The sequence below is a fragment of the Streptomyces sp. NPDC053474 genome (assembly GCF_044544845.1).
Classification (GTDB): Bacteria; Actinomycetota; Actinomycetes; order Streptomycetales; family Streptomycetaceae; genus Streptomyces.
In genome coordinates this window covers 169185-193301 of the sequence record NZ_JBITXV010000003.1, presented here as the reverse complement: position 1 = coordinate 193301, position 24117 = coordinate 169185, and the positions used below count along the sequence as shown (strand labels likewise).

Sequence of the window (24117 nt, the reverse complement as noted above, 5' to 3'; positions counted from 1 at the left end):
GCTTCCCGCGGGCTGTCTAGCGTCGTTGGCATGGAACTTCGATCACCTTCACGGACAGCGACAGGCACGACGAGCGGAGAGCCGAGCCCGGGCCCCCACGTCCGAGTGACGCATCGCCACGCCCGACGGCGTGCCCGGCGCAGGCGGGCCGCGGCGGAGGCGATGCGGCTGCGGGCGGAGACGCTCTTCGCCGGGGCCGGTGGGGCTGGTGGGGCTGCCGGGGCCGGGCCCGGTCCGGTGGGGCTTCGCCGAGCGGGAGTTGGTGCGTCCTCGCTGACACCGGCACCGGCACCGGCACCGGCCTCGGCACCGGCCTCGGTCGAGCCGGAGTACGCAGGGGCCTTGCCGGAGGCGGACGACGCGTACGACCGGCCCGCGCGGGCGGCCCCCTCGTGGCGGGCGCGGGCCGGGCTCGCCGTGCGGGAGCGGCTTCCGGTCTGGGCGCAGCGCAGATGCGGTGTGGAGCGGCGGAGCGTGCTCGCGCTCGGGGTGGTCCTCGTCGTGGCGGCGGCGTTCGCGGCCCAGCACTTCTGGAGCGGCCGGGCGCAGCCGGTCCGGGCGCCGGACGTGGTGGGTGAGGCGGCGGCGCCCGGCCCTGAGGGGGGTCCGTCCCCGTCACCGGGAGCGCTGCCGGACGCGGGGCTGCCTCCGGGAGCCGAAGGGGCTGCGGGCGCCCAGGGGGCCGGTGCCGGACAGGGCGGCGGTGCCGGGGCCACGGGCGAGGCGGGCGGCGGGCTCGTCGTGGACGTCAGCGGCAAGGTCCGCAGCCCCGGTGTCCTCCGCCTGCCCGCCGGCTCCCGCGTCGCCGACGCGCTGCGGGCCGCGGGCGGGGTGCGCCCCGGCACGAAGACCGACGCCCTCAACCGCGCCCGGCTGCTCGTGGACGGTGAGCAACTGGTCGTGGGCGGCCCCGCGCCCCCGGCGTCCGGAGCGCCCGCAGGGGGAGCGGCGGCCGGACCGCCCGGTGCCCCCGGGGCGACGACGGGGCCCGTCGCGCTGAACACCGCCACACCTGAGGAACTGGACACCCTGCCTGGGGTCGGCCCGGTCCTCGCGCAGCACATCATCGACTACCGCACGGAGCACGGCGGCTTCCGCTCGGTGGACGAGCTCCGCGAGGTCAACGGCATCGGCGATCGACGCTTCGCCGACCTGCGGAATCTCGTGCGGCCATGAGGCGGCCGGGTGCGTGGCCGCAGGCCGGTGGGCACGCGAGGGCGGGGCGCGCGGACGCCCGTGGCGCTGGGGCCCGGCGCCTCGGCTCGGCCCACCCCCGCCAGGAAGGCCCAATGGACCTGCGTCTCGTGCCGCCCGCCCTGGCGGCCTGGGCGGCCGCGGCCCTGGCGCTTGACGCCCCGCCCCGCCTGGTGGTGGGCGCGGTGGTGGTCTGTGTGGTGGTCGCCGGAGCCCTGCTGGTGACGTGGACGGCGTGCGGGCGCCCGGCGGCGGGGACGCGCGGCCGCCTGGGCCGGTGGCGGGGCGGAGCCTGGGGGCGGGTCAGCGTGGCGGCCGTCCTGTTGTGCGCCGGGGCGGCGGCGGCCTCCGCAGGGCTGCACGGGGCGGATCTGTACCGAGGCCCGGTCCCCGGGCTCGCCCGGGAGTACGCCACGGTGACGGCGGAGCTTGAGGTGACGTCGGACCCGCGCCGCACCAGACCCCGGGTCACGGGGGACCGCCCGATGCCACCGGCCGTGGTCCTGAACGCGGACGTCGTGCGGGTCACGGAGACGGACGGCACGACGACCGCGACGCGGACACCGGTGCTGGTCGTCGTGCGGCAGGAGGAGAAGGAAGGGGGACGCGACACCGGCACCGAAGGTCCGCGAGGAGCGCGGGAAGCGCGAGCGGAGGCACGCGGGACCGGGCAGCGGCGGGACTCCTCGTGGCTCGGGCTGCTGCCGTCCACGCGGCTGCGGGTGCGGGCGGACCTCGTGCCGCCGCTGCCGGACAGCGGAGGCATCGCGGCGGTGCTGCGCGTGCCGGGGGACCGAGGGCCGCGGGTGACCGGGGAGCCTTCTCGGGCGCAGCGGTTCGCGGGAGAGCTGCGCGGAGGGCTGCGGGAGGCGACGGACGGGCTGCCCGCCGACGCTCGGGCGCTGCTGCCGGGGCTGGTGATCGGGGACACCTCCCGGGTTCCTCCGGAGCTGGAGCAGGCGTTCCGGGCGACCGACCTCACACATTTGCTGGCCGTGAGCGGGGCGAACCTCACGATCGTCCTCGCGCTGCTCATCGGCCCGCCGGGGACGGCCCACCGGGCAGAACGGCGCGGCCTGGCACCGCGGTTGGGCATTCCGCTGCGGGCGACGGCGCTGCTCGGGGGCGTGCTGACACTCGGCTTCGTGCTGGTGTGCAGGCCGGAGCCGAGTGTGGTGCGGGCGGCGGCGTGCGGCCTGGTGGTGCTCCTTGCCCTCGCCACGGGGCGGCGCAGATCGCTGATCCCGGCGCTCGCCGCCGTGGTCCTGGTGCTCGTCCTGTACGACCCGTGGCTGTCGCGGAGCTATGGCTTCCTGCTGTCCGTGCTCGCCACGGGGGCGTTGCTGACGCTCGCGCCGAGGTGGAGCGCCGGGCTTCGGCGGCGCGGGGTGCCGGGGCGGCTCGCCGAGGCGCTGGCGGCCGCGGCGGCGGCGCAGGCGGTGTGCGCGCCGGTGGTGGCGGTCATCGCGGCGCGGGTGAGCCTGGTGGCGGTGCCGTGCAATCTGCTGGCGGAGTTCGCGGTGGCACCCGCCACGGTGCTCGGGTTCGCCGTGCTCGCGGTGGCGCCGGTGTCGATGCCGGTGGCCAAGGCCCTGGCGTGGGGAGCGAGTTGGCCGACCGAGTGGATCGCGGGCATCGCGCGGACGGGGGCGTCGCTGCCCGGGAACGGCGTGGATTGGCCGGGCAGTTGGCGCGGAGCGCTGCTGCTCGCCGCCGTCACGGTGGTGCTCGTCCTGGTCGGCAGGCGGCTCGCGCGGCACCCGTGGGTGTGCGCGGGGTGCGCGCTGCTGCTGCTCGCCGTGGTCGTCCAGCCACCGCCGCTCACCCGGGTCATCGCGGGCTGGCCGCCGCCCCGGTGGCGTCTGGTGATGTGCGATGTGGGGCAGGGGGACGCGACCGTCCTCGCGGCGGGGCCCGGTGCCGGGGTGGTCGTCGACGCGGGGCCCGACCCGGTGCTCGTGGACCGCTGCCTGCGGTCGCTCGGCATCACGCGGGTGCCCTTGGTGCTGCTCACGCACTTCCACGCGGACCATGTGGCGGGGCTGCCGGGGGTGCTGAGGGGGCGTTCGGTGGGGGCGATCCAGACGACGGGGTTCGGGGAGCCGCCGGGGCAGGTGGCGTTCGTGCGGGCGCAGGCGGCCGCGCGGGGGGTGCCGGTGACGCGGGCCGAGGCCGGGGAGCGGCGGCGCACGGGGGAGCTCGACTGGCGGGTGCTCTGGCCCGCACCACGCCCGGCACCGGACCCGGAGGGGGCGAACGACGCCAGCGTCACGCTCCTGGTGCGCACCCGGGGCCTCACCCTGCTGCTGCTCGGCGACCTCGAACCGCCCGCGCAGCGAGCCCTGTTGCGCACCCCGGCGGGCGCGACGCTGCCGCGTGTGGACGTTCTGAAGGTCGCTCACCACGGGTCGGCGTATCAGGATCCCGGGCTCTTGCGGCGGGCCGGGCCGCGTCTGGCGCTGATCTCCTGCGGGGCGGACAACTCCTACGGACACCCCTCGCCCCGCACGGTGGCCGCGCTGCGTGGGATGGGGGCGATGGTGGTGCGGACCGACGTGGACGGTGCGATCGCGGTGGTCGGAGGGCGGGCCGGTGGCGGGTCAGGGGAAAGGGGCGGAGGGGCGGCCAGGGTCGCGGGCGGAGGAGGGGAGGCGGAGCTGGGGGTGGTCACGCGCCGGTCCTGAGGCGGTGGCGTTGGGGGAGGAGGGGGGGAGAGATCAATTCGGGTCAGCCGGACAGTCGGAGCAGTTCTTCTGTTTGTGCAATGTTCTTGCTGAAGTGGGCGCGTTTGCATCGAATGCCGCAACGGTGATCGAATGCCTCTTCGTTATACGTGTTGTCAAGGCCCGCGGGGGTGTGTCGCAGTGTTCGGCCGTTGGCTGGGAAACCGTTGGAGCCGAGGAGGGCGGTCCGGCCCGCTGTCGGCGGTGGCGGTCCCGCCAGGTGCCGGGGTGCTCAGCTGCCGGGTGCTCGACCCCGTGAACGAGTCGGTGCGGCACGCGGAGCTGTCCGTCACCGACACCATGGGGCGCAAGGTCGTCAGCGGTGGGACGGACCCGTTCGGGTCGTTCGTGACGGCGGTCCCCGCGGGGGAGTACCGGCTCGCGGTGTCGGCGGAAGGGTTCACGCCCTACCGGGCGAACGTCACGGTCGCCGAGGGCGCGCACGCGTCGATGGGCGACGTGACGCTCCAGGTGGCGCAGCTGCCCACGCTCCCGGATTCGGGGGACTGGGACATCGACCCGATGCACTCCACCATCGGGTTCACGGCGCGGCACATCGGGCTCGCGCGCATCCACGGGCGGTTCAACACGTTCGCGGGGGCGATCCGTCTCGCCGAGCGGATGGAGGAGTCCGCGATGCACGTGGTGATCGACGCCGCGTCCATCGATACGGCCGTCAAGATGCGCGACGACCATCTGCGGTCCGGTGACTTCCTGGACGTGGAGCGGTACCCGACGATGGAGTTCTACAGCGACCGCTTCGTACACAAGGGCGGCAACCGCTGGGCGATCACCGGCGCGCTCTCGCTGCACGGCGTGACGCGGACGGTGACGCTCGACGCCGAGTACCTGGGCGTCGGCCAGGGCATCCAGGGCGAGACCCGGGCGGCCTGCCGCGCGACGACCGAGCTGCACCGCGACGACTTCACGATCACCTGGCAGACCATGCTCGCCCGGGGCATCGCCGCGGTCGGCGCCAGCATCACCATCGAGCTGGACATCCAGGTCGTGCCGAAGAGCGTCGCCGCGGCGGCCGCGGCGTAGGGCTCAGGGGGCTTCCAGCCAGCCCTCGTACTCCGCGGCGAGGCCGTCGAGCGCCGCCGGGTCCAGACGCCGCTCGGGGTCCTCGACGACGACCAGCCACTGGGCGTCCTCGGCGTCGTCCTCGCCCGCCAGCGCGTCGCGTACGAGCTGGGGCTCCTCGGCCACGCCGAAACGGTCGGGGAGCTCTTCGGCGACTTCTTCCGCCGCGTCGCGGTCGGGCAGTACCAGGACATGTCGTACGTCGGTCACCTGGCCATTCTCGCCCACGGGCGGCGGGGGACCGGACGCGGTTCCGGCGGCGCCTCCGGCTGTCGGTGGCGCGTGGGATGCTTGACGGCGATGGCCAGGAAGAACGCACAAGACGACCCGCTCGCCCCCGTCACGGTAGCCGTGGGGCAGGAGGACCTGCTGCTCGACCGTGCCGTGCAGGAGGTCGTCGTCGCGGCCCGCGCCGCGGACGCCGACACCGATGTGCGGGACCTCACCCCCGACCAGCTGGCGCCCGGGACGCTCGCGGAGCTGACCAGCCCGTCGCTGTTCGCCGAGCGCAAGGTCGTGGTCGTGCGCGGTGCGCAGGACCTGTCGGCGGACACGATCAAGGACGTGAAGGGGTACTTCGGCGCGCCCGTGGAGGAGATCACCCTCGTGCTCCTGCACGCGGGCGGCGCCAAGGGCAAGGGGCTGCTCGACGCGGCCCGCAAGGCCGGGGCGCGGGAGGTCGCCTGCCCCAAGATGACCAAGCCCGCGGACCGGCTCGCGTTCGTGCGGGGAGAGTTCCGCACGCTCGGGCGCTCGGCGACGCCGGAGGCCTGCCAGGCCCTGGTGGACGCGATCGGCAGCGATCTGCGGGAGCTCGCCTCCGCCGCGGCGCAGCTGGTCGCGGACGTCGAGGGGACCATCGACGAGGCGGTCGTCGGGCGGTACTACACCGGGCGGGCCGAGGCCTCCAGCTTCACCGTGGCCGACCGGGCCGTGGAGGGGCGGGCCGCCGAGGCCCTTGAGGCGCTGCGGTGGTCGCTCGCCACCGGGGTCGCGCCCGTGCTGATCACGAGCGCGCTCGCGCAGGGCGTGCGGGCCATCGGGAAGCTGTCCTCCGCCCGGGGCGGGCGCCCCGCCGACCTGGCGCGGGAGCTGGGGATGCCGCCCTGGAAGATCGACCGGGTGCGGCAGCAGATGCGGGGGTGGTCTCCCGACGGGGTGGCGGTGGCGCTTGCCGCTGTCGCGGAGGCCGATGCCGGGGTGAAGGGCGGGGGGGATGATCCCGAGTACGCCCTGGAGAAGGCGGTCGTCGCCGTAGCCCGCGCCGCCCGCCCCCGCCGCCCCTGACGGGACCCCGGGCCACACCCGCCCCCTCCACGCACACCGGCCCCCCAGGCCTGCCTAGGCCCGGGCCCCCGGCACCGCCGCCCCCGGCCTGGCTCAGCCCAACCTGCGGCGCTCTGGCCCTCCCGGCCCGCAGGGCCCCTGCCCGCGCCCGCCCCGGGCCCGGCCCAAGCCCAGAGAAGCCCAGCCACATCCCAGCCCCGCCAGGCCCCGCCAGGCCCCGCCAGGACCCCCATAACCCCAGAAACACCGGAACCCCAGAAACACCGGAACCCCTGAAGACGCCGGAACCCAGAAAACCCAAAAGACCCCACCCCCGCCCCGGGAAAGGGGCAAGGCGTGGGGTCTCTTGGTTACGCAGTGTGTTGAGCTCGCACCCGCGTGGCGAACGCAGGCCGCGTGCGGGCTCGGGGTGTCGGTCGGGAGCGGATGAGAGAGGGCCCGCTCTGGGTCCTGCCGACGGTTACATCAGGTGTGGTCCAGAAGGACTCAGCCCTGGAGGGACGCGACCTGCGAAGCAAGCGCCGACTTCTTGTTGGCGGCCTGGTTCTTGTGGATGACGCCCTTGGAGACGGCCTTGTCCAGCTTGCGGTTGGCGTCGCGCAGGGCGACGGTGGCCTTCTCGACGTCGCCCGCGACGACGGCCTCACGGGTCTTGCGGATCGACGTCTTGAGGGCGGACTTGACCGACTTGTTGCGCAGGCGCGCCTTCTCGTTGGTCTTGTTCCGCTTGATCTGGGACTTGATGTTCGCCACGAAAGAGCCTTTTCAGGTTCAGGTACCGCTGGTTTCTCTGACATGCGCCTCGCGCTGAGAGGGCTACGAGACACAGCTGACCACGGTACCAGGCCCCTTCGGGGCGGCCCAAACCGATGGGCACGGCCCACCCGTGGGACCATGGAGGCTACGTATCGATCCGACCCGAGGCATAAGGCGCCTCAAGAGACAGGACCCTGCGTGCCCGCGACCCCTAAGAATGTGCCCGAACCGAGCCGTACCGACCCGGCTCTGATCCGCAATTTCTGCATCATCGCGCACATCGACCACGGCAAGTCCACGCTCGCCGACCGCATGCTCCAGCTGACCGGTGTGGTCGAGCAGCGCCAGATGCGCGCCCAGTACCTCGACCGCATGGACATCGAGCGTGAGCGCGGCATCACGATCAAGTCCCAGGCGGTGCGTCTGCCCTGGGCCCCCACCGAGGGCCCGGACCAGGGCAGGGCGCACATCCTCAACATGATCGACACCCCGGGACACGTGGACTTCACGTACGAGGTCTCGCGGTCGCTCGCCGCGTGCGAGGGGACGATCCTGCTCGTCGACGCCGCCCAGGGCATCGAGGCGCAGACCCTCGCCAACCTGTACCTGGCGATGGAGAACGACCTCAAGATCGTCCCGGTGCTCAACAAGATCGACCTCCCGGCCGCCCAGCCCGAGAAGTTCTCCGAGGAGCTCGCGAACCTCATCGGCTGCGACCCGGAGGACGTCCTCAAGGTCTCCGCGAAGACCGGCCTCGGCGTCGAGGCGCTGCTCGACCGGGTCGTGGCCGAGGTCCCGGCGCCCGTCGGCGTCGCGGACGCGCCCGCCCGCGCGATGATCTTCGACTCGGTGTACGACTCGTACCGGGGCGTCGTGACGTACGTCCGTGTCGTCGACGGCCAGCTCAACAAGCGCGAGCGGATCCGGATGATGTCGACGGGCGCCACGCACGAGCTCCTGGAGATCGGGACGAACTCGCCCGAGATGCTCGCCGCCGACGGGCTCGGCGTGGGTGAGGTGGGCTACCTCATCACCGGTGTGAAGGACGTGCGCCAGTCCAAGGTCGGTGACACGATCACCTCCCTGCACAAGGGCGCCACCGAGGCCCTCGGCGGGTACAAGGACCCCAAGCCGATGGTCTTCTCGGGCCTGTATCCGCTGGACGGCTCGGACTACCCGGAGCTGCGCGACGCGCTCGACAAGCTCCAGCTCAACGACGCCGCCCTGGTGTACGAGCCGGAGACCTCCGCCGCGCTCGGCTTCGGCTTCCGCGTGGGCTTCCTCGGCCTGCTGCACCTGGACGTGATCCGCGAGCGCCTGGAGCGGGAGTTCGGGCTCGACCTGATCGCCACCGCGCCGAACGTGGTCTACCGCGTGATCATGGAGGACGGCACCGAGCACGTCGTCACCAATCCGAGTGAGTTCCCCGAGGGGAAGATCGACCAGGTCTTCGAGCCGGTGGTGCGGGCGACCATCCTCGCGCCGTCGGAGTTCATCGGCTCGATCATGGAGCTGTGCCAGAACCGGCGCGGCGTCCTGCTCGGCATGGACTACCTCTCCGAGGACCGCGTCGAGATCCGCTACACGCTGCCCCTCGCGGAGATCGTCTTCGACTTCTTCGACCAGCTGAAGTCGAAGACCCGCGGCTACGCCTCGCTGGACTACGAGCCCACGGGCGAGCAGTCCGCGCAGCTCGTCAAGGTCGACATCCTGCTGCACGGCGACAAGGTCGACGCGTTCTCGGCGATCACGCACAAGGACGCGGCGTACGCGTACGGCGTGCGGCTCGTCGCCAAGCTGCGCGAGCTGATCCCGCGGCAGGCGTTCGAGGTGCCGGTGCAGGCCGCCATCGGTTCGCGGGTCATCGCCCGCGAGACCATCCGCGCCATCCGCAAGGACGTCCTCGCCAAGTGCTACGGCGGTGACATCTCGCGTAAGCGGAAGCTGCTTGAGAAGCAGAAGGAAGGCAAGAAGCGGATGAAGATGGTCGGCTCCGTGGAGGTCCCGCAGGAGGCCTTCATCGCGGTGCTCTCCAGTGACGAGGGCCCCAAGAAGAAGTAGCCCTCCGCCCGGCCGCGGCCGGGTCCCCCGCTGTGTGGAAAGCGCTCGTCCGTCGCCCGGACGAGCGCTTTTCGTCTGTCGGCGAGTGCGGCTTCCGGCTGCCCGCGGGTGCGGCTCCCGGCTCTCCGCGGGCGCCGCTTTGGGCTGTCGGTGAGCGCCGCGCGGCGGCCGTCCCGTCGCCCGGCGGCGGTGAACCCACCGCCCCGTTCTGTAGAAAGTGACAGGCAGCAGCCCCTTACGTGGGGGCCGTCCGGCCTCTACCCTGATCACTGCTCGGAGGTTACTCGCAAGTTAAACAACGCGCCTGGAGTGGCAGCGGAGCGAGCAGCCGCACGCAGCCAGCCAGTAGCCACACGCAGCCAGCCAGTAGGACGCACCGTCGCGGGCCCGGAGGATGTCGTGAGCGACACACAGACCTTGATCGAGAACCGACCGCCCTCGGTGGCGCACCTCCTGCTGGAGCGCGTCGCGGCGACGCCGGAGGCCGAGGCCTACCGCTACCCCGTCCCCGCGGCCTCGGGCGAGGGCCCGGACGACTGGAAGTCGCTGAGCTGGGCGCAGGCCGCCGAGCGCGTCGACGCCGTGGCGGCGGGCCTCATCGATCTGGGCCTCGCGCCCGAGGACCGGGTCGCCCTCGCCTCGGCCACCCGCATCGAGTGGATCCTCGCCGACCTCGGCATCATGTGCGCGGGCGCCGCCACGACGACGATCTACCCGCAGACCAACGCCGAGGAGTCCGCGTTCATCCTCGCCGACTCCGGCAGCCGGGTGCTGATCGCCGACAACGCCGAGCAGCTGGTCAAGGCGCGTGCGCAGCGGGCGAACCTGCCCGACCTGCGGCACGTCGTCGTCTTCGACCCGGCGGGCGTCGAGCCCGCCGACGACGACCCCGAGGGGTGGGTGCTCAGCCTCGCGGACCTGGAGGCGCGCGGCGCCGCCCACCTGGAGAAGAACCCGGACGCGGTCAAGCAGCGCATCGAGGCCATCAGGGCCGACCACCTCGCGACGATCATCTACACCTCGGGCACCACGGGCCGCCCCAAGGGCGTGCGCCTGCCGCACGACAACTGGTCGTACATGGCGAAGGCCATCGCGGCGACCGGCCTGCTCTCGGCCGAGGACGTGCAGTACCTGTGGCTGCCGCTCGCGCACGTCTTCGGCAAGGTGCTCACCAGCGGACAGATCGAGCTCGGGCACGTCACCGCCGTCGACGGCCGCGTGGACAAGATCATCGAGAATCTGCCGGTGGTCCAGCCGACCTACATGGCGTCCGTGCCGCGCATCTTCGAGAAGGTCTACAACGGCGTCGTGGCCAAGGCCCGGGCCGGGGGCAACGCCAAGTACAAGATCTTCCAGTGGTCGGCGGAGATCGCCCGCGAGTACGCGAAGACCAGCCAGGACAACTTCCGCAGGACCGGTGTGGCCTCGGTGCCCTTCGGCCTCGCCGCCAAGCACAAGGTCGCCGACAAGCTGGTGTACGCCAAGCTGCGCGAGGCCTTCGGCGGGCGGCTGCGGGCCGCGGTGTCCGGCTCGGTGGCGCTCGCCCCGGAGATCGGCTACTTCTTCGCGGGCGCCGGGATCCACATCCTGGAGGGCTACGGGCTCACCGAGTCCTCCGCGGCCTCCTTCGTCAACCCCGGCGAGGCCTACCGCACCGGCACCGTCGGCAAGCCGCTGCCCGGCACCGAGGTGCGGATCGCGGACGACGGCGAGATCCTGCTGCGCGGCCCCGGCATCATGGAGGGCTACCACAAGCTGCCCGAGAAGACCGCCGAGGTCCTGGAGTCCGACGGCTGGTTCCACACCGGCGACATCGGGGAGCTGTCCCCCGACGGCTATCTGCGCATCACCGACCGCAAGAAGGACCTGTTCAAGACGTCCGGCGGCAAGTACGTCGCGCCCACGGAGGTCGAGGGCCAGTTCAAGGGCGTGTGTCCGTACGTCTCCAACATCCTGGTGCTCGGCGCCGACCGGAACTTCTGCTCCGCCCTCATCGCCCTGGACGAGGCCGCCATCATGGGCTGGGCCAAGGAGAACGGCCTGGAGGGCAAGAGCTACGCCGAGGTCGTCGCGGCCCCCGCCACCGTCGCCCTCATCGAGGGGTACGTACAGCAGCTCAACGAAGGCCTCCAGCGCTGGCAGACCCTCAAGAAGTTCAAGCTGCTCCCGCGCGACCTCGACGTCGAGCACGGCGAGCTGACGCCGAGCCTGAAGCTCAAGCGACCGGTCGTGGAGCGGGAGTACAAGGACCTGATCGAGGAGATGTACGCGGGCGCGCGCGAGGCCTGAGCCCGCACCAGCGACGCGGCGGGGCGCGGTGGCGCGCGAGGGGATGCGGTGGCGCGCGAGGGGGTGCGGCGGGGCGCGAGGGGGTGCGGCGGGGCGGTCACACGCTCCGTCTGCCCCGCATCTCCCGCAGGATCTCCTCCATGCGCGCGATCTGGCGGCATACGTCGGCCATGTCGTCCAAGCCCCGGTCCGCCAGCTGCCGCTCGACCGCCGCGAGGCGCAGCGACAGCTCGTCGAAGTGCTCCTGCTCGCGCGCCAGCATGTGCTCCAGCTGCTGGTTCTTGCGGTGCAGCTCCAGGAACACGGTGACCTTCGCGCGCAGCACCCAGGGGTCGAAGGGCTTGGTGAGGTAGTCCGCCGCGCCCGTCGCGTAGCCGCGGAAGGCGTAGCCCGCGTCGTTGTCGGTGCCCGTCAGGAAGATGATCGGCACGTCCTTCGTCTGGTCGAGGCGCTTGATGTTGGACGCGGTCTCGAAGCCGTCCATGCCCGGCATCCGTACGTCGAGGAGGACCACGGCGAACCGCTGCCGCAGCAGGGCCTTCATCGCCTCCTCTCCTGAACGGGCGCGTACCAGCGGTTCGTTCAGGGACCCCAGGACGGCCTCCAGGGCCACGAGATTGTCCTCCATGTCGTCGACGAGGAGGATGCTCGCGTGGTCCGCTGTGGTGGCCTCAGTGCTCATGGTGACGGTGCCTCACTCGGTGGTCGGCGCAATCGCGGTCTCTCCCTGAGCGCCGCGCGGTTCCGTGTCGGAGGGTTCTGCGGGTGCCGCGTCGACGGCTTCCGGGGGCGCGGACGCCTTGGGCTCCGCCGGCTCGCCCTCGGGGTCCAGGAGGGCACAGACGACGGTGAGCAGCTGGTCCACGTCCACCGGCTTCGGGACGTAGTCGGTGGCGCCCTGCGAGATGGCCTTCTCGCGGTCGCCGGGCATGGCCTTGGCCGTCAGGGCCACGATGGGCAGACCCGTCCAGCGCGGGGAGCGGCGGATGGCGGCGATGGTCTCGTAGCCGTCCATCTCCGGCATCATGATGTCCATCAGGATCAGGTCGGTGTCGGGGTTGCGCTCCAGGGTCTCGATGCCCTCGCGGCCGTTCTCCGCGTAGAGGACCACCAGGCCGACGCGGCTGAGGACGTGGGTGAGCGCGAAGACGTTGCGGATGTCGTCGTCGACGATGAGCACCCGGCGGCCCGGCAGGACCCGGCCCGCGTGCCCCTCCTTCCACGCCTCCAGCTTGGTCGGCGCGGGCCAGTTGTCGTCCGCCTCGGGCACGGTGTGCGCCGACAGGACCATCTGCTCCCGGGGCTCGGGCGCGGGCACCGTCCGCGAGGACGCGTACGCCACCGCCGCCGCGCCGTGGCCGGGGTGCACCACGGGCACGTACAGCGTGAAGGTAGAGCCCTCGCCGGGGCGGGACTCGGCGGTGATGCGGCCGCCGAGCAGGCCCGCGATCTCGCGGCTGATGGACAGGCCGAGTCCGGTGCCGCCGTACTTGCGGTTGGTGGTGCCGTCGACCTGCTGGAACGCCTCGAAGATCACCGGGAGTTGCTCGGGCGGGATGCCGATGCCGGTGTCCTTGACGGTGAAGCTGATCAGGTCGCCGCGGTCGCTGAGCAGCGGGTCGGGGGACTGCTTGACGTGCTGCACGCTCAGCTCGACGCGGCCGTTCGCGGTGAACTTGACCGCGTTCGACAGGAGGTTGCGCAGGATCTGCTGGAGGCGCTGCTCGTCGGAGAACATCTCGCGCGGCACGTCGTGGCCGACCGTGACGTCGAAGGCGAGGCCGCGGTCCAGCGTGAGCGGGCGGAACGTGGCGTGCACATAGTCCAGGACCTTGATCAGCGGCAGCTTCTTCGGGCGTACGTCCATGCGGCCCGCCTCGATCTTCGACAGGTCCAGGATGTCGTTGATCAGCTGGAGCAGGTCCGAGCCCGAGCGGTGGATGGTGCTGGCGAACTGCACCTCCTGGTCGGACAGATGGCCGTCGGGGTTGTCGGAGAGCAGCCGGGCGAGGATGAGCAGCGAGTTCAGCGGGGTCCGCAGCTCGTGCGACATGTTCGCGAGGAACTCCGACTTGTACTGCGACGAGGTGGCGAGCAGCGCCGCCTTCTCCTCCAGCTCGGCGTTCGAACGGCGTAGCTCCGCCTGCTGGCGCTGGAGCTCGTCGGAGCGCTCCTGGAGCTGGGTCGCGAGCCGCTGGGACTCGCTGAGCAGGGACTCCGTACGGGAGTTGGCGATGATCGTGTTGATCGCGACGCCGATGGTGTTCACGAACTGGTCGAAGAACGCCAGGTGGACGTCGGAGAAGCGGGAGAAGGTGGCCAGCTCGATCACGCCGAGCAGCTTGTCCTCGAAGAGGATCGGGATGATGACGACACTCGCGGGCGAGGCGTCACCCAGACCCGAATGGATCTTGATGTAGTCGGGCGGCACCTCGTCGAGGAGGATGCGCTTCTTCTCCAGGGCCGCCTGGCGCACCAGGCCGTGCGCGGGCATGCCGGTGGTGTCGACGAGGAAGCCCTGCTCCTCCATGCCGGTGTCCTGGGCCGAGCCGTACCCGGCGATGAAGGCGAGGCCCTTCGCGGGCGAGGCCTGGAGCGGGGCGGTGCCGTCGTCGTCCGGGTTGGCCAGGAAGAACGCGCCGTACTGGGCGTTCACCAGCGGGGTCAGCTCGCGCAGGATCAGGTCGGCGACCTCCATCAGGTCGCGGTGGCCCTGCATCAGGCCCGCGAGGCGGGCGAGGTTGGACTCCAGCCAGTCCTTGGCGCGGGTGGTCTCGCGGAGGTTGGACACCATCAGATTGATGTTGTCCTTGAGCTCGGCGACCTCGCCCCTGGGCTCGACGGTGATGGAGCGGGACATGTCGCCCTGCGCCACGGCGGACGCGACCTCGGCGATGGCGCGGACCTGCGTGGTGAGGTTGAGCGCCAGCTCGTTCACGTTCGTGGTCAGGCGTTTCCAGGTGCCGTACACGCCCTCGACGCGGGCCTGGCCGCCGAGCTGCCCCTCGGAGCCGACCTCGCGGGCGACGCGTGTCACCTCGGACGAGAAGGACGACAGGGTGTCCACCATCGTGTTGATGGTGGTCTTCAGCTCCAGGATCTCGCCGCGCGCGTCCACGTCGATCTTCTTCGACAGGTCGCCCTGGGCGACGGCGGTCGCGACCTGGGCGATGTTGCGCACCTGGCCCGTGAGGTTGTCCGCCATGTAGTTGACGTTGTCGGTGAGGTCCTTCCAGACGCCCGACACGCCGAGGACCTGGGCGCGGCCGCCGAGCCGTCCGTCCGTGCCGACCTCGCGGGCGACGCGTGTCACCTCGGCGGCGAAGGCGCGCAGCTGCTCCACCATCGTGTTGACGGTGTCCTTGAGCTCCAGGATCTCGCCGCGCGCCGTCACCGTGATCATCTTGGACAGGTCGCCGTTGGCGACGGCGGTGGTGACCTGGGCGATGTTGCGCACCTGTGAGGTGAGGTTCGACGCCATGAAGTTGACGTTGTCGGTCAGTTCCTCCCATACGCCGCTGACGCCGCGCACCTGTGCCTGACCGCCGAGGTTGCCCTCGGTGCCGACCTCGCGGGCCACGCGGGTGACCTCGTCGGCGAAGGCGGAGAGCTGGTCGACCATCGTGTTGATCGTCGACTTCAGCTCCAGGATCTCGCCCTTGGCCTCGACGGTGATCTTCTTCGACAGGTCGCCCTGGGCGACGGCGGTCGACACCAGGGCGATGTTGCGGACCTGCGAAGTGAGGTTGTCCGCCATGAAGTTGACGTTGTCGGTGAGGTCCTTCCACACCCCGGACACGCCGCGTACGTGGGCGCGGCCGCCGAGGTTGCCCTCGGTGCCGACCTCGCGGGCCACGCGGGTGACCTCGTCGGCGAAGGCGGAGAGCTGGTCGACCATCGTGTTGACGGTGTCCTTGAGCTCCAGGATCTCGCCGCGCGCGTCCACGGTGATCTTCTGGCTCAGGTCGCCGTTGGCGACGGCGGTGGTGACCTGGGCGATGTTGCGCACCTGTGAGGTGAGGTTCGACGCCATGAAGTTGACGTTGTCGGTGAGGTCCTTCCACACCCCCGACACGCCGCGGGCCTGGGCGCGGCCGCCGAGCCTGCCCTCGGTGCCGACCTCGCGGGCCACGCGCGTGACCTCGGCGGCGAACGCCGACAGCTGCTCCACCATGGTGTTCACGGTGAGCTTCAGTTCGAGGAGTTCGCCGGTGGCCTCGACCGTGACCGTGCGGGTGAGGTCACCCTGCGCCACGGCCGTGGTGACGAGCGCGATGTCGCGGACCTGCGCGGTCAGGCGCGAGGCCATCGTGTTCACGGCCTCCGTCACATCGCGCCAGCTGCCCGACAGGCCCCGGACCTTGGCGCGCCCGCCGAGCCTGCCCTCGGTGCCCACCTCCCGGGCGACGCGCGTGACCTCCCCGGTGAAGAGGGACAGCTGGTCGACCATCGTGTTGACGGCGCGCCCGAGCCGACGCAGATCGCCGCGCAGCTCGCGGGAGCCGTCGTGCAGGTCGACGCGCTGGGTGAGGTCGCCGCCCGCGACGGCGTTCAGGACCCGGGTGGCGTTCGTGGCGGGCGCGACCAGGGACTCCAGGAGGGAGTTCACCTCGATGATCCGGGTCGCCCAGCTGCCCTGGCCCGGGCTGGCCGTGAACCGCTCGTCGAGCCGCCCGTGGCGGACCATCTCCCTGCGCACCCGGATGAGCTCGCCGTCGAAGTGCGTGGAGCGGTCCACGAGTTCGTTGAAGACGGTGATCAGCTCGGCCGTCAGGCCCGAGCCGGTCAGCGGCGCCTTGGCGAAGTTCCCGTCGCGCGCGGCCCGCATGGCGGCGAGCAGGGCCCGCAGACTCGCGGTCTCGGCCTCGGACATCCCCGGGGGCGGGGTGCCGACGCCGGACAGCGCCTCCGCGCCCGGGGGCGCGGCGGGCGCGGGCAGCTTGGCGCGCGCGGTGGGGGAGCGGCGGGTGGCCGAGGCGTGCGCCACCTTCCCCGGAGCCTTGCCCTCGGGGGCGGCCGGGGGCGGGGTCGGCGGGGGCGTACTGGCGGCGGGGGGCGGCGTCTGGCCGGGTAATGCCATGGCGAAGTCCGAGGTCACTGTGGAGAGCGGGAGCGGAAGGGGGCCAGGTGCCTCCGCGGAGGCGGGGGTCGGGGTCCGGGCGGATACCGGCGTGTCTGCCGATGCCGAAATCTGACCGTGTCCGGGCGCGGGCTTAGCACTGTTCTCACTCATGATGGCCCACTTCGGTAACTCGGTGCTTATGGCCCCAGTCAGTCTGTCACTCTGTGCGTGTCGCCTGAGGCGTAACGTCCGAACTGCTCAGGAGCCGCACTGTGGGGGCCATTCCGATGCCACGGGAGACCGCTGTCCGCGCCTCCGTCGAGTCCGCTTCACGCCCAGGGCCATCGACGGTAGTGCGCACGTCCCTGCCGGGAAACCCGCTTGCGCCCAGTGCCGCGCGCCGGTTCGTCCGCGCGGCGCTCGCCGACTGGGTGGAGCTCGCGGTGCCCGCCGCCGCCCGGATCAGCGACCGGCTCGTGGACGACGCGGTGCTCCTGGTCAGCGAGTTGGTGACGAACGCGGTGGTGCACGCGGGCACGTCCGTCGAGCTGCTGTGCCGCCTGGACGGGGTGACGCCCGGCGAGGGCCCCCGCGACGGCCTCGACGCCCTGGTCGTGGAGGTCTCCGACCACCACCCGGCGCGCGCCGTGCGCGGCGAGCCGCGCTCCCCTCACCCCGGCACGCCCGAGTACGGCCGCGGCCTGCAACTCGTCGCCACCCTCGCCGAGTCCTGGGGCATCACCTACCGCCCGGGCACCAAGACGGTCTGGGCGCGCCTGCCCGTCGACCACGAGCGGATACTCGCCGACCTCCCCGCCTTCGAGGCGTACGCCGATGACACGGCGCTCCAGCGCGGGCTCCGCTCCGCCGAGATCCTCGCCCCGGCGCCCAGGCGGGTCGCGCACGACACGGAGTGGATCAACCGGGGCGCGCTCACGTTCCTCGCCGAGGCCTCCGACATGCTCGCGGGCCAGTTCGACGAGAACCTGGTCGCGGCCCTCGCCGGGCAGCTCCTCGTGCCGCGGCTCGCGGACTGGTGCGCGGTCTGGCTCGACGACGAGGCCGACAGCGCCGGGCGCGCGGCGGGCGCCCGCGCCCCCGGCACCCATCTCGCCCGCGTCTGGCACACCAGCGAACAGCGGATAGAGGAGCTGCGCCGCGTCCTGGAGAAGGAGCCGCCGAGCCTCGCCGACACGGCGGGCCCCGGCGCGGTGCCGGTGTCCTGGCCCGGCGCCGCCTTCGGCGGCGACCCCACCGGCGCCGCCGTCGCCTACCGCCTGGTGGCGGGCGGCCTGAGCCTCGGCACCCTCGTCATCGGCCGGGCCGGACTGCCCCGCTTCCCCGACGAGGTCACCGGCCTGGTGGAGGACTTCAACCGCCGCGTGGCCCTCGCCATCGGCGCCGCCCGCCGCTACCAGCGCCAGGCCACCATCAGCCGGGTCCTCCAGCGCGGACTGCTGCCGAGCGCCGTCGCGGAGATCCCCGGCGTGCAGAGCGGCGTCGTGTACGAGCCGCGCGAGCAGGGCGGGCCCGGCGGCGACTTCTACGACGTGTTCCCCGCGGGCGACGGCCGCTGGTGCTTCGCTCTCGGCGACGTCCAGGGCAAGGGCCCCGAGGCCGCCGTCGTCATCGGCCTGGCCCGCCCCTGGCTGCGGCTGCTCGCCCGCGAGGGCTACCAGGTCGCCGAGGTCCTCGACCGCCTCAACCAGCTCCTCCTCGACGACGCCACCGAGGCCGCGGACGCGGCGGCCGCCGTCGTGGCCGTCGCGGGCGGCCAGGGCGTGCCGTCCGAGGGCACCACCGCCCGCTTCCTGTCCCTCCTGTACGGCGAGCTCGTGCCGTACGACGGCGGGGTGCGCTGCACGGTGGCGTGCGCCGGGCACCCGCTGCCGCTGCTCCTGGACGCCGAAGGCCGGGTGCGGCCCGCCACCGGGCCGCAGATGCTCCTCGGGGTGGTCGACGACGAGACGTACACGAGCGAGACCTTCGACCTGCTCCCCGGTGACACGCTGCTGTGCGTCACGGACGGCGTCACCGAGCGCCGCACCGGCGGGCGCCTCTTCGACGACGGCGACGGCCTCGCCACGGCCCTCGCCGACTGCGCGGGGCTCGACGCGGAGCTCGTGGCGGAGCGGATCCGCCGCCTCGTCCACGAGTTCTCGACGCGGCCGCCCGACGACGACCTGGCGCTCCTGGTGCTCCAGGCCCGCTGACCCCGGGGCGGAGGCGACGGAGGCGAGCAGCGGGCCGGGCCCATAATGGGAGGTATGCCTTCCGCCCTGCCCGATGGAGAACCCGTGCCCCAGGACGGGACGCTCCCCCCTTCCGCCCTGGGCGGATCGGCCCCACTCGGCTTCTACCTGCACGTTCCGTACTGCGCCACGCGCTGCGGCTACTGCGACTTCAACACCTACACCGCCCCCGAGCTGCGCGGCACCGGCGGCGTCCTCGCCTCCCGGGACAACTACGCCGAGACCCTCGTCGACGAGGTCCGCCTGGCCCGCAAGGTCCTCGGCGACGACCCGCGCCCGGTCCGCACGGTCTTCGTCGGCGGCGGCACGCCCACGCTCCTCGCCGCCGACGACCTCGTCACGATGCTGAGCGCCATCCGCGACGAGTTCGGCATCGCCGACGACGCGGAGATCACGACCGAGGCGAACCCGGAGTCCGTCGACCCCGCGTATCTGAGCACCCTGCGCGAGGGCGGCTTCAACCGCGTCTCCTTCGGCATGCAGAGCGCCAAGCAGCACGTCCTGAAGATCCTCGACCGCACGCACACCCCCGGGCGGCCCGAGGCCTGCGTCGCCGAGGCGCGCGCGGCGGGCTTCGAGCACGTCAACCTCGACCTGATCTACGGCACCCCCGGCGAGAGCGACGACGACTGGCGGGCCTCCCTCGACGCCGCGATCGGCGCCGGGCCCGACCACGTGTCCGCGTACGCGCTGATCGTCGAGGAGGGCACGCAGCTCGCCCGCCGCATCCGGCGCGGCGAGGTCCCCATGACGGACGACGACGTGCACGCCGACCGCTATCTGATCGCCGAGGAGGCCCTGTCGGCCGCCGGGTTCCAGTGGTACGAGGTGTCCAACTGGGCCACCTCGGAGGCGGGCCGCTGTCTGCACAACGAGCTGTACTGGCGGGGCGCCGACTGGTGGGGCGCGGGCCCCGGCGCGCACAGCCACGTCGGGGGTGTGCGCTGGTGGAACGTCAAGCACCCCGGGGCGTACGCGGCGGCCCTCGCGCAGGGGCGTTCGCCGGGGGCCGGGCGTGAGCTCCTCGCGGACGAGGACCGCCGGGTGGAGCGGATCCTCCTCGAACTGCGGCTGCGGGACGGCTGCCCGCTGGACCTGCTGCGCCCGGACGGGCTCGCGGCCTCGCGCCGCGCCCTGGCGGACGGCCTGCTGGCGCCCGGGCCCTACGAACAGGGCCGGGCGGTGCTGACCCTGCGGGGCCGCCTGCTGGCCGACGCGGTGGTGCGGGACCTGGTCGACTGAGGCCGCCCCCAGGGGGCTGGTCGACTGAGGTCCCCCCGGGGGGGCTGGTCCGCTGAGGCCGCCCCGGGGCTATGGGGCCGTCACGAAATCGATCAGTTCCTCGACGCGGCCCAGAAGCTGTGGCTCCAGGTCCTTGTAGCTGCGCACCGAGCCCAGGATCCGCTGCCACGCGGCCCCGGTGTTCTCCGGCCAGCCGAGGGAGCGGCACACCCCGGTCTTCCAGTCCTGGCCGCGCGGCACGCGGGGCCAGGCCGCGATGCCCAGGGACGACGGCTTCACCGCCTCCCAGACGTCGATGTACGGGTGGCCGACCACCAGCGCGTGCGGGCTGGAGACCCCCGCCGCGATCCGGGACTCCTTGGAGCCGGGCACGAGGTGGTCCACGAGGACGCCGAGGCGCGCGTCGGGGCCCGGCGCGAACTCCTCGACGATCGCCGGGAGGTCGTCGATGCCCTCCAGATACTCGACGACGACGCCCTCGATGCGCAGGTCGTCGCCCCACACCTTCTCGACGAGCTCCGCGTCGTGGCGCCCCTCCACATAGATGCGCCCGGCGCGCGCCACCCGCGCCCGCGCCCCGGGAACGGCGATCGAGCCGGACGCGGTGCGCGCGGGCCGCGCGGCGGCCGCCGCCTTCGGGTGGACGAGCGTGACGGCCTTGCCCTCCAGGAGGAAGCCGCGCGGCACCATCGGGAACACCCGGTGCTTGCCGAAGCGGTCCTCCAGGGTCACCGTCGGGCCCTCGGCGGTCTTCTCGCAGCGGATCACCGCGCCGCAGAAGCCGGTCCGGACCTCCTCCACCACCAGGTCGACGTCGGCGGGGACTTCGGGAACGGGGGCCGACCTCTTCCACGGCGGGGTGAGGTCCGGGTTGTAGCTGCGCATTCGACAGACGTTATGACATCGCGTGACATCCCGTCACGGGGACGTGCCCGCGCCGCTCACCGCACTCCGAACCGCGCCGCCAGCTCCTCGCGTTGGGCCCGTACGAAGGCCGCGTCGACGACCGCCCCGTGCCCGGGCACGTACCGCGCGTCCGGGCCGCCGAGGTCGAGCAGCCGGTCGAGCGCGGCGGGCCACCGCCCCGGGACCGCGTCGGGACCGGCCTGGGGCTCGCCCGACTCCTCCACGAGGTCGCCGCAGAAGACGACCTCGGGCTCTGTGGGCGCGCCGCCGGGCACCAGGACGGCCAGGTCGTGGCCGGTGTGGCCGGGGCCGACGTTCGCGAGGAGCACCTGGACGCCGCCCAGGTCGAGGGTCCACTCGCCGCTCACCAGGTGGCGCGGAAGGACCAGGAGGTCGGTGGCCTCGGCGGCGGCGCGGGCGTCCAGGCCGTGGGTGACGGCGTCCGTGCGCAGGCCCTCGCGGTCGGCGTCGAGCACCGCGTCGACGCCGACCGCGCCGAACACCTCGACCCCGGCGAACGCCGCGGCGCCGAGCACGTGGTCGAAGTGCGGGTGCGTCAGCGCGAGATGGGTCACACGGCGGCCGCCGCCGAGCAGCCGCTGGGCCTCGGCGCGCAGCAGCGCGCCCTCCCGCAGGCTGGATCCCGCCTCGATCAGCAGGGCGGCCTCGTCGCCCACGACCAGGCCGACCGTGCAGTCCCAGACGGGCAGCCGACGCCGCCCCACCCGGGAGGTGAGCCGCTCCCAGCCCGCGCCCCGCCAGTCGGGGGCCGGTGTCACGCTTACGTCCATACGGTGACGCTAACGCCGCCGCCCGCCGCGGGCAGCGGCGGGTGACCCCGGCGTACGGGCGCGAGCGGGCCGGTGGCACGGGCCACACGTGGGCATGACTAAAGGAGTCGGCCCTTGCCGGGGCTGTACCCGACGGCCGTACACTGACTCGATGAAGGTTGGCACTCGCGCGTGGTGAGTGCCAGGGTGGGGCCGCCGCGGGGGCTCAGGACCAGGGACGACAGGTGGAGGTGTGCGCGATGCTCAGTGAACGCAGGCTTGAGGTACTACGCGCCATCGTCCACGACTATGTGGGCACCCAGGAGCCGGTCGGCTCCAAGGCGCTCACCGAGCGTCATCACCTGGGCGTGTCTCCGGCCACGGTCCGTAACGACATGGCGGCGCTGGAGGAGGAGGGGTTCATCGCCCAGCCGCACACCAGTGCCGGGCGCATCCCCACCGACAAGGGCTACCGGCTGTTCGTGGACAAGCTGGCGGGCGTCAAGCCGCTGAGCTCCCCCGAGCGCCGCGCGATCCAGCACTTCCTGGACGGCGCCGTCGACCTGGACGACGTCGTGGGCCGTACGGTGCGGCTGCTCGCGCAGCTGACCCGGCAGGTCGCCGTGGTGCAGTACCCGTCCCTGACGCGGTCGACGGTGCGCCACGTGGAGCTGCTCTCGCTCGCCCCGGCCCGGCTCATGCTCGTGCTGATCACGGACACGGGGCGGGTCGAGCAGCGCCTGATCGACTGCCCGGCGCCGTTCGGTGAAACGTCACTCGCGGACCTGCGGGCGCGGCTCAACAGCCGGGTCGCGGGCCGCCGGTTCTCCGACGTGCCGCAGCTCGTCCAGGACCTGTCCGAGTCCTTCGACAAGGAGGACCAGGCCACGGTGGCGACGGTCCTGTCCACCCTCCTCGAAACCCTGGTCGAGGAGAACGAGGAGCGGATGATGATCGGCGGCACCGCCAATCTGACCCGCTTCGGACATGACTTCCCTCTCACGATCCGGCCGGTCCTCGAGGCCCTGGAGGAACAGGTCGTCCTCCTCAAGTTGCTTGGTGAGGCTACGGATTCGGGCATGACCGTGAAGATCGGTCACGAGAACGCCCACGAGGGACTCAGCTCCACGTCCGTGGTCTCCGTCGGCTACGGTTCGGGAGGCGAGGCAGTGGCCAAGCTAGGCGTGGTCGGACCGACCCGCATGGACTATCCGGGAACGATGGGAGCAGTACGCGCAGTGGCACGTTACGTCGGACAGATCCTGGCGGAGTCGTAAGTGGCCACGGACTACTACGCCGTGCTCGGCGTGCGCCGCGACGCGTCCCAGGACGAGATCAAGAAGGCCTTCCGGCGGCTCGCGCGCGAGCTGCACCCGGACGTCAATCCCGATCCCAAGACGCAAGAGCGCTTCAAAGAGATCAACGCCGCCTACGAGGTCCTCTCGGACCCGCAGAAGAAGCAGGTCTACGACCTCGGCGGCGACCCGCTGTCCCAGTCGGGCGGCGGCGGCGCGGGCGGTTTCGGAGCCGGTGGCTTCGGCAACTTCTCGGACATCATGGACGCGTTCTTCGGTACGGCGTCGCAGCGCGGGCCGCGCTCGCGCACCCGCCGCGGCCAGGACGCCATGATCCGCCTGGAGATCGACCTCGACGAGGCGGCCTTCGGCACGACCAAGGACATCCAGGTCGACACGGCCGTCGTCTGTACGACGTGCTCCGGCGAGGGCGCCGCGCCCGGCACCTCCGCGCAGACCTGTGACATGTGCCGCGGCCGCGGCGAGGTGTCCCAGGTCACGCGGTCCTTCCTCGGCCAGGTCATGACCTCGCGGCCCTGCCCCCAGTGCCAGGGCTTCGGCACCGTGGTGCCCACGCCGTGCCCCGAGTGCGCGGGCGACGGCCGGGTCCGCTCGCGGCGCACCCTCACGGTCAAGATCCCCGCGGGTGTCGACAACGGCACGCGGATCCAGCTCGCGGGCGAGGGCGAGGTCGGCCCCGGCGGTGGCCCGGCGGGCGACCTCTATGTGGAGATCCACGAGCTGCCCCACGCCGTCTTCCAGCGGCGCGGCGACGATCTGCACTGCACCGTCACCATTCCGATGACGGCGGCGGCGCTCGGTACGAAGGTGCCGCTGGAGACGCTCGACGGCGTCGAGGAGGTCGACATCCGCCCCGGCACGCAGTCCGGGCAGTCGATCCCGCTGCACGGGCGCGGTGTCACGCATCTGCGGGGCGGCGGCCGCGGCGACCTGATCGTGCACGTGGAGGTGCTGACCCCCACGAAGCTCGACGCCGAGCAGGAGCGGCTGCTGCGGGAGCTCGCGAAGCTGCGGGGCGAGGAGCGGCCCACGGGGCAGTTCCAGCCGGGGCAGCAGGGCCTCTTCTCCCGCCTGAAGGACGCGTTCAACGGGCGTTAGCGCTTGGACGGTGGGCCCCAGCCCCCGGTTGCTCGGCACCGGGGGCTGTGCCCACCCTTCCCCAAGCTCTCGGCTTCG

Annotated in this window: 16 protein-coding genes; 10 read left to right on the top strand and 6 right to left on the bottom strand. The window is 72.6% G+C overall.

Going from position 1 to position 24117, the window contains the following annotated elements; genetic code table 11:
• Positions 1 to 342 precede the first annotated feature (342 nt).
• From ACIG3E_RS07675 to ACIG3E_RS07665, 3 genes are all read left to right on the top strand, one after another.
• Positions 343 to 1176, top strand: coding sequence for a helix-hairpin-helix domain-containing protein (locus ACIG3E_RS07675; protein ID WP_399612545.1), 834 nt, complete (start codon positions 343 to 345; stop codon positions 1174 to 1176).
• Positions 1173 to 3878, top strand: coding sequence for a ComEC/Rec2 family competence protein (locus tag ACIG3E_RS07670; RefSeq protein WP_399612542.1), 2706 nt, complete (start codon positions 1173 to 1175; stop codon positions 3876 to 3878). Before ACIG3E_RS07675 ends, ACIG3E_RS07670 begins: the two co-directional genes overlap by 4 nt.
• A 180-nt stretch (positions 3879 to 4058) precedes the next feature.
• Positions 4059 to 4961 carry a YceI family protein gene (locus tag ACIG3E_RS07665; RefSeq protein WP_399612540.1) on the top strand — a complete coding sequence of 301 codons (903 nt, stop codon included), beginning with the start codon at positions 4059 to 4061 and terminating at the stop codon, positions 4959 to 4961.
• Positions 4962 to 4964: 3 nt separating this feature from the next.
• On the opposite strand, the gene ACIG3E_RS07660 is transcribed toward ACIG3E_RS07665, so the two are convergent.
• Complete coding sequence (locus ACIG3E_RS07660) at positions 4965 to 5210, bottom strand: hypothetical protein (protein ID WP_399612537.1); 246 nt, start codon at positions 5208 to 5210, stop codon at positions 4965 to 4967.
• 90 nt (positions 5211 to 5300) lie between these two features.
• Here ACIG3E_RS07660 and holA point away from each other — a divergent pair, with 90 nt between their 5' ends.
• Positions 5301 to 6287 carry a DNA polymerase III subunit delta gene (gene holA, locus ACIG3E_RS07655; protein ID WP_399612535.1) on the top strand — a complete coding sequence of 329 codons (987 nt, stop codon included), beginning with the start codon at positions 5301 to 5303 and terminating at the stop codon, positions 6285 to 6287.
• A gap of 486 nt (positions 6288 to 6773) precedes the next feature.
• Here holA and rpsT read toward each other — a convergent pair whose 3' ends face one another.
• Positions 6774 to 7040, bottom strand: a complete 267-nt coding sequence (gene rpsT, locus ACIG3E_RS07650; RefSeq protein ID WP_399612532.1) for a 30S ribosomal protein S20 — start codon at positions 7038 to 7040, stop codon at positions 6774 to 6776.
• Between the two features lie 201 nt (positions 7041 to 7241).
• Between rpsT and lepA the strand changes: the two genes are divergently transcribed.
• Together lepA and ACIG3E_RS07640 are read left to right on the top strand one after the other, a co-directional pair.
• On the top strand, positions 7242 to 9104 hold the full coding sequence (gene lepA / locus ACIG3E_RS07645; protein ID WP_399612529.1) for a translation elongation factor 4: 1863 nt from the start codon (positions 7242 to 7244) through the stop codon (positions 9102 to 9104).
• A 399-nt stretch (positions 9105 to 9503) separates the two neighbouring features.
• Positions 9504 to 11393, top strand: a complete 1890-nt coding sequence (locus ACIG3E_RS07640; protein WP_399612527.1) for an AMP-dependent synthetase/ligase — start codon at positions 9504 to 9506, stop codon at positions 11391 to 11393.
• Between the two features lie 97 nt (positions 11394 to 11490).
• Here the strand turns inward: ACIG3E_RS07640 and ACIG3E_RS07635 are convergent, their stop codons facing one another.
• A complete protein-coding gene (locus tag ACIG3E_RS07635) occupies positions 11491 to 12075 on the bottom strand; it encodes a response regulator (protein ID WP_399612524.1) in 585 nt (194 codons plus the stop codon).
• 12 nt (positions 12076 to 12087) lie between these two features.
• Positions 12088 to 16221 (bottom strand): HAMP domain-containing protein, encoded by a 4134-nt coding sequence (locus ACIG3E_RS07630; RefSeq protein WP_399613499.1) that lies wholly within the window; start codon positions 16219 to 16221, stop codon positions 12088 to 12090.
• Positions 16222 to 16742: 521 nt separating this feature from the next.
• Between ACIG3E_RS07630 and ACIG3E_RS07625 the strand changes: the two genes are divergently transcribed.
• Positions 16743 to 18668 (top strand): SpoIIE family protein phosphatase, encoded by a 1926-nt coding sequence (locus ACIG3E_RS07625; RefSeq protein ID WP_399612522.1) that lies wholly within the window; start codon positions 16743 to 16745, stop codon positions 18666 to 18668.
• 45 nt (positions 18669 to 18713) lie between these two features.
• A complete protein-coding gene (gene hemW / locus ACIG3E_RS07620) occupies positions 18714 to 19949 on the top strand; it encodes a radical SAM family heme chaperone HemW (RefSeq protein WP_399612519.1) in 1236 nt (411 codons plus the stop codon).
• 69 nt (positions 19950 to 20018) lie between these two features.
• Here hemW and ACIG3E_RS07615 read toward each other — a convergent pair whose 3' ends face one another.
• Both ACIG3E_RS07615 and ACIG3E_RS07610 read right to left on the bottom strand, forming a co-directional pair.
• Positions 20019 to 20834, bottom strand: coding sequence for a DUF3097 domain-containing protein (locus ACIG3E_RS07615; protein ID WP_399612517.1), 816 nt, complete (start codon positions 20832 to 20834; stop codon positions 20019 to 20021).
• Positions 20835 to 20890: 56 nt separating this feature from the next.
• Positions 20891 to 21646 carry an MBL fold metallo-hydrolase gene (locus ACIG3E_RS07610; protein WP_399612515.1) on the bottom strand — a complete coding sequence of 252 codons (756 nt, stop codon included), beginning with the start codon at positions 21644 to 21646 and terminating at the stop codon, positions 20891 to 20893.
• 239 nt (positions 21647 to 21885) lie between these two features.
• Between ACIG3E_RS07610 and hrcA the strand changes: the two genes are divergently transcribed.
• Complete coding sequence (hrcA, locus tag ACIG3E_RS07605) at positions 21886 to 22902, top strand: heat-inducible transcriptional repressor HrcA (RefSeq protein ID WP_138959673.1); 1017 nt, start codon at positions 21886 to 21888, stop codon at positions 22900 to 22902.
• Positions 22903 to 24039 carry a molecular chaperone DnaJ gene (gene dnaJ, locus ACIG3E_RS07600; RefSeq protein ID WP_399612512.1) on the top strand — a complete coding sequence of 379 codons (1137 nt, stop codon included), beginning with the start codon at positions 22903 to 22905 and terminating at the stop codon, positions 24037 to 24039. It begins immediately after the preceding gene.
• The last annotated feature ends 78 nt before the right edge of the window (positions 24040 to 24117 follow it).

Coding starts and splice junctions, on each gene's coding strand:
- ACIG3E_RS07670 (WP_399612542.1), top strand. CDS start 1,173: ATGAGGCGGCCGGGTGCGTGGCCGCAGGCCGGTGGGCACGCGAGGGCG.
- holA (WP_399612535.1), top strand. CDS start 5,301: ATGGCCAGGAAGAACGCACAAGACGACCCGCTCGCCCCCGTCACGGTA.
- ACIG3E_RS07635 (WP_399612524.1), bottom strand. CDS start 12,075: ATGAGCACTGAGGCCACCACAGCGGACCACGCGAGCATCCTCCTCGTC.
- ACIG3E_RS07630 (WP_399613499.1), bottom strand. CDS start 16,221: ATGCGGGCCGCGCGCGACGGGAACTTCGCCAAGGCGCCGCTGACCGGC.
- ACIG3E_RS07625 (WP_399612522.1), top strand. CDS start 16,743: ATGCCACGGGAGACCGCTGTCCGCGCCTCCGTCGAGTCCGCTTCACGC.
- hemW (WP_399612519.1), top strand. CDS start 18,714: ATGGGAGGTATGCCTTCCGCCCTGCCCGATGGAGAACCCGTGCCCCAG.
- ACIG3E_RS07615 (WP_399612517.1), bottom strand. CDS start 20,834: ATGCGCAGCTACAACCCGGACCTCACCCCGCCGTGGAAGAGGTCGGCC.
- ACIG3E_RS07610 (WP_399612515.1), bottom strand. CDS start 21,646: ATGGACGTAAGCGTGACACCGGCCCCCGACTGGCGGGGCGCGGGCTGG.
- hrcA (WP_138959673.1), top strand. CDS start 21,886: ATGCTCAGTGAACGCAGGCTTGAGGTACTACGCGCCATCGTCCACGAC.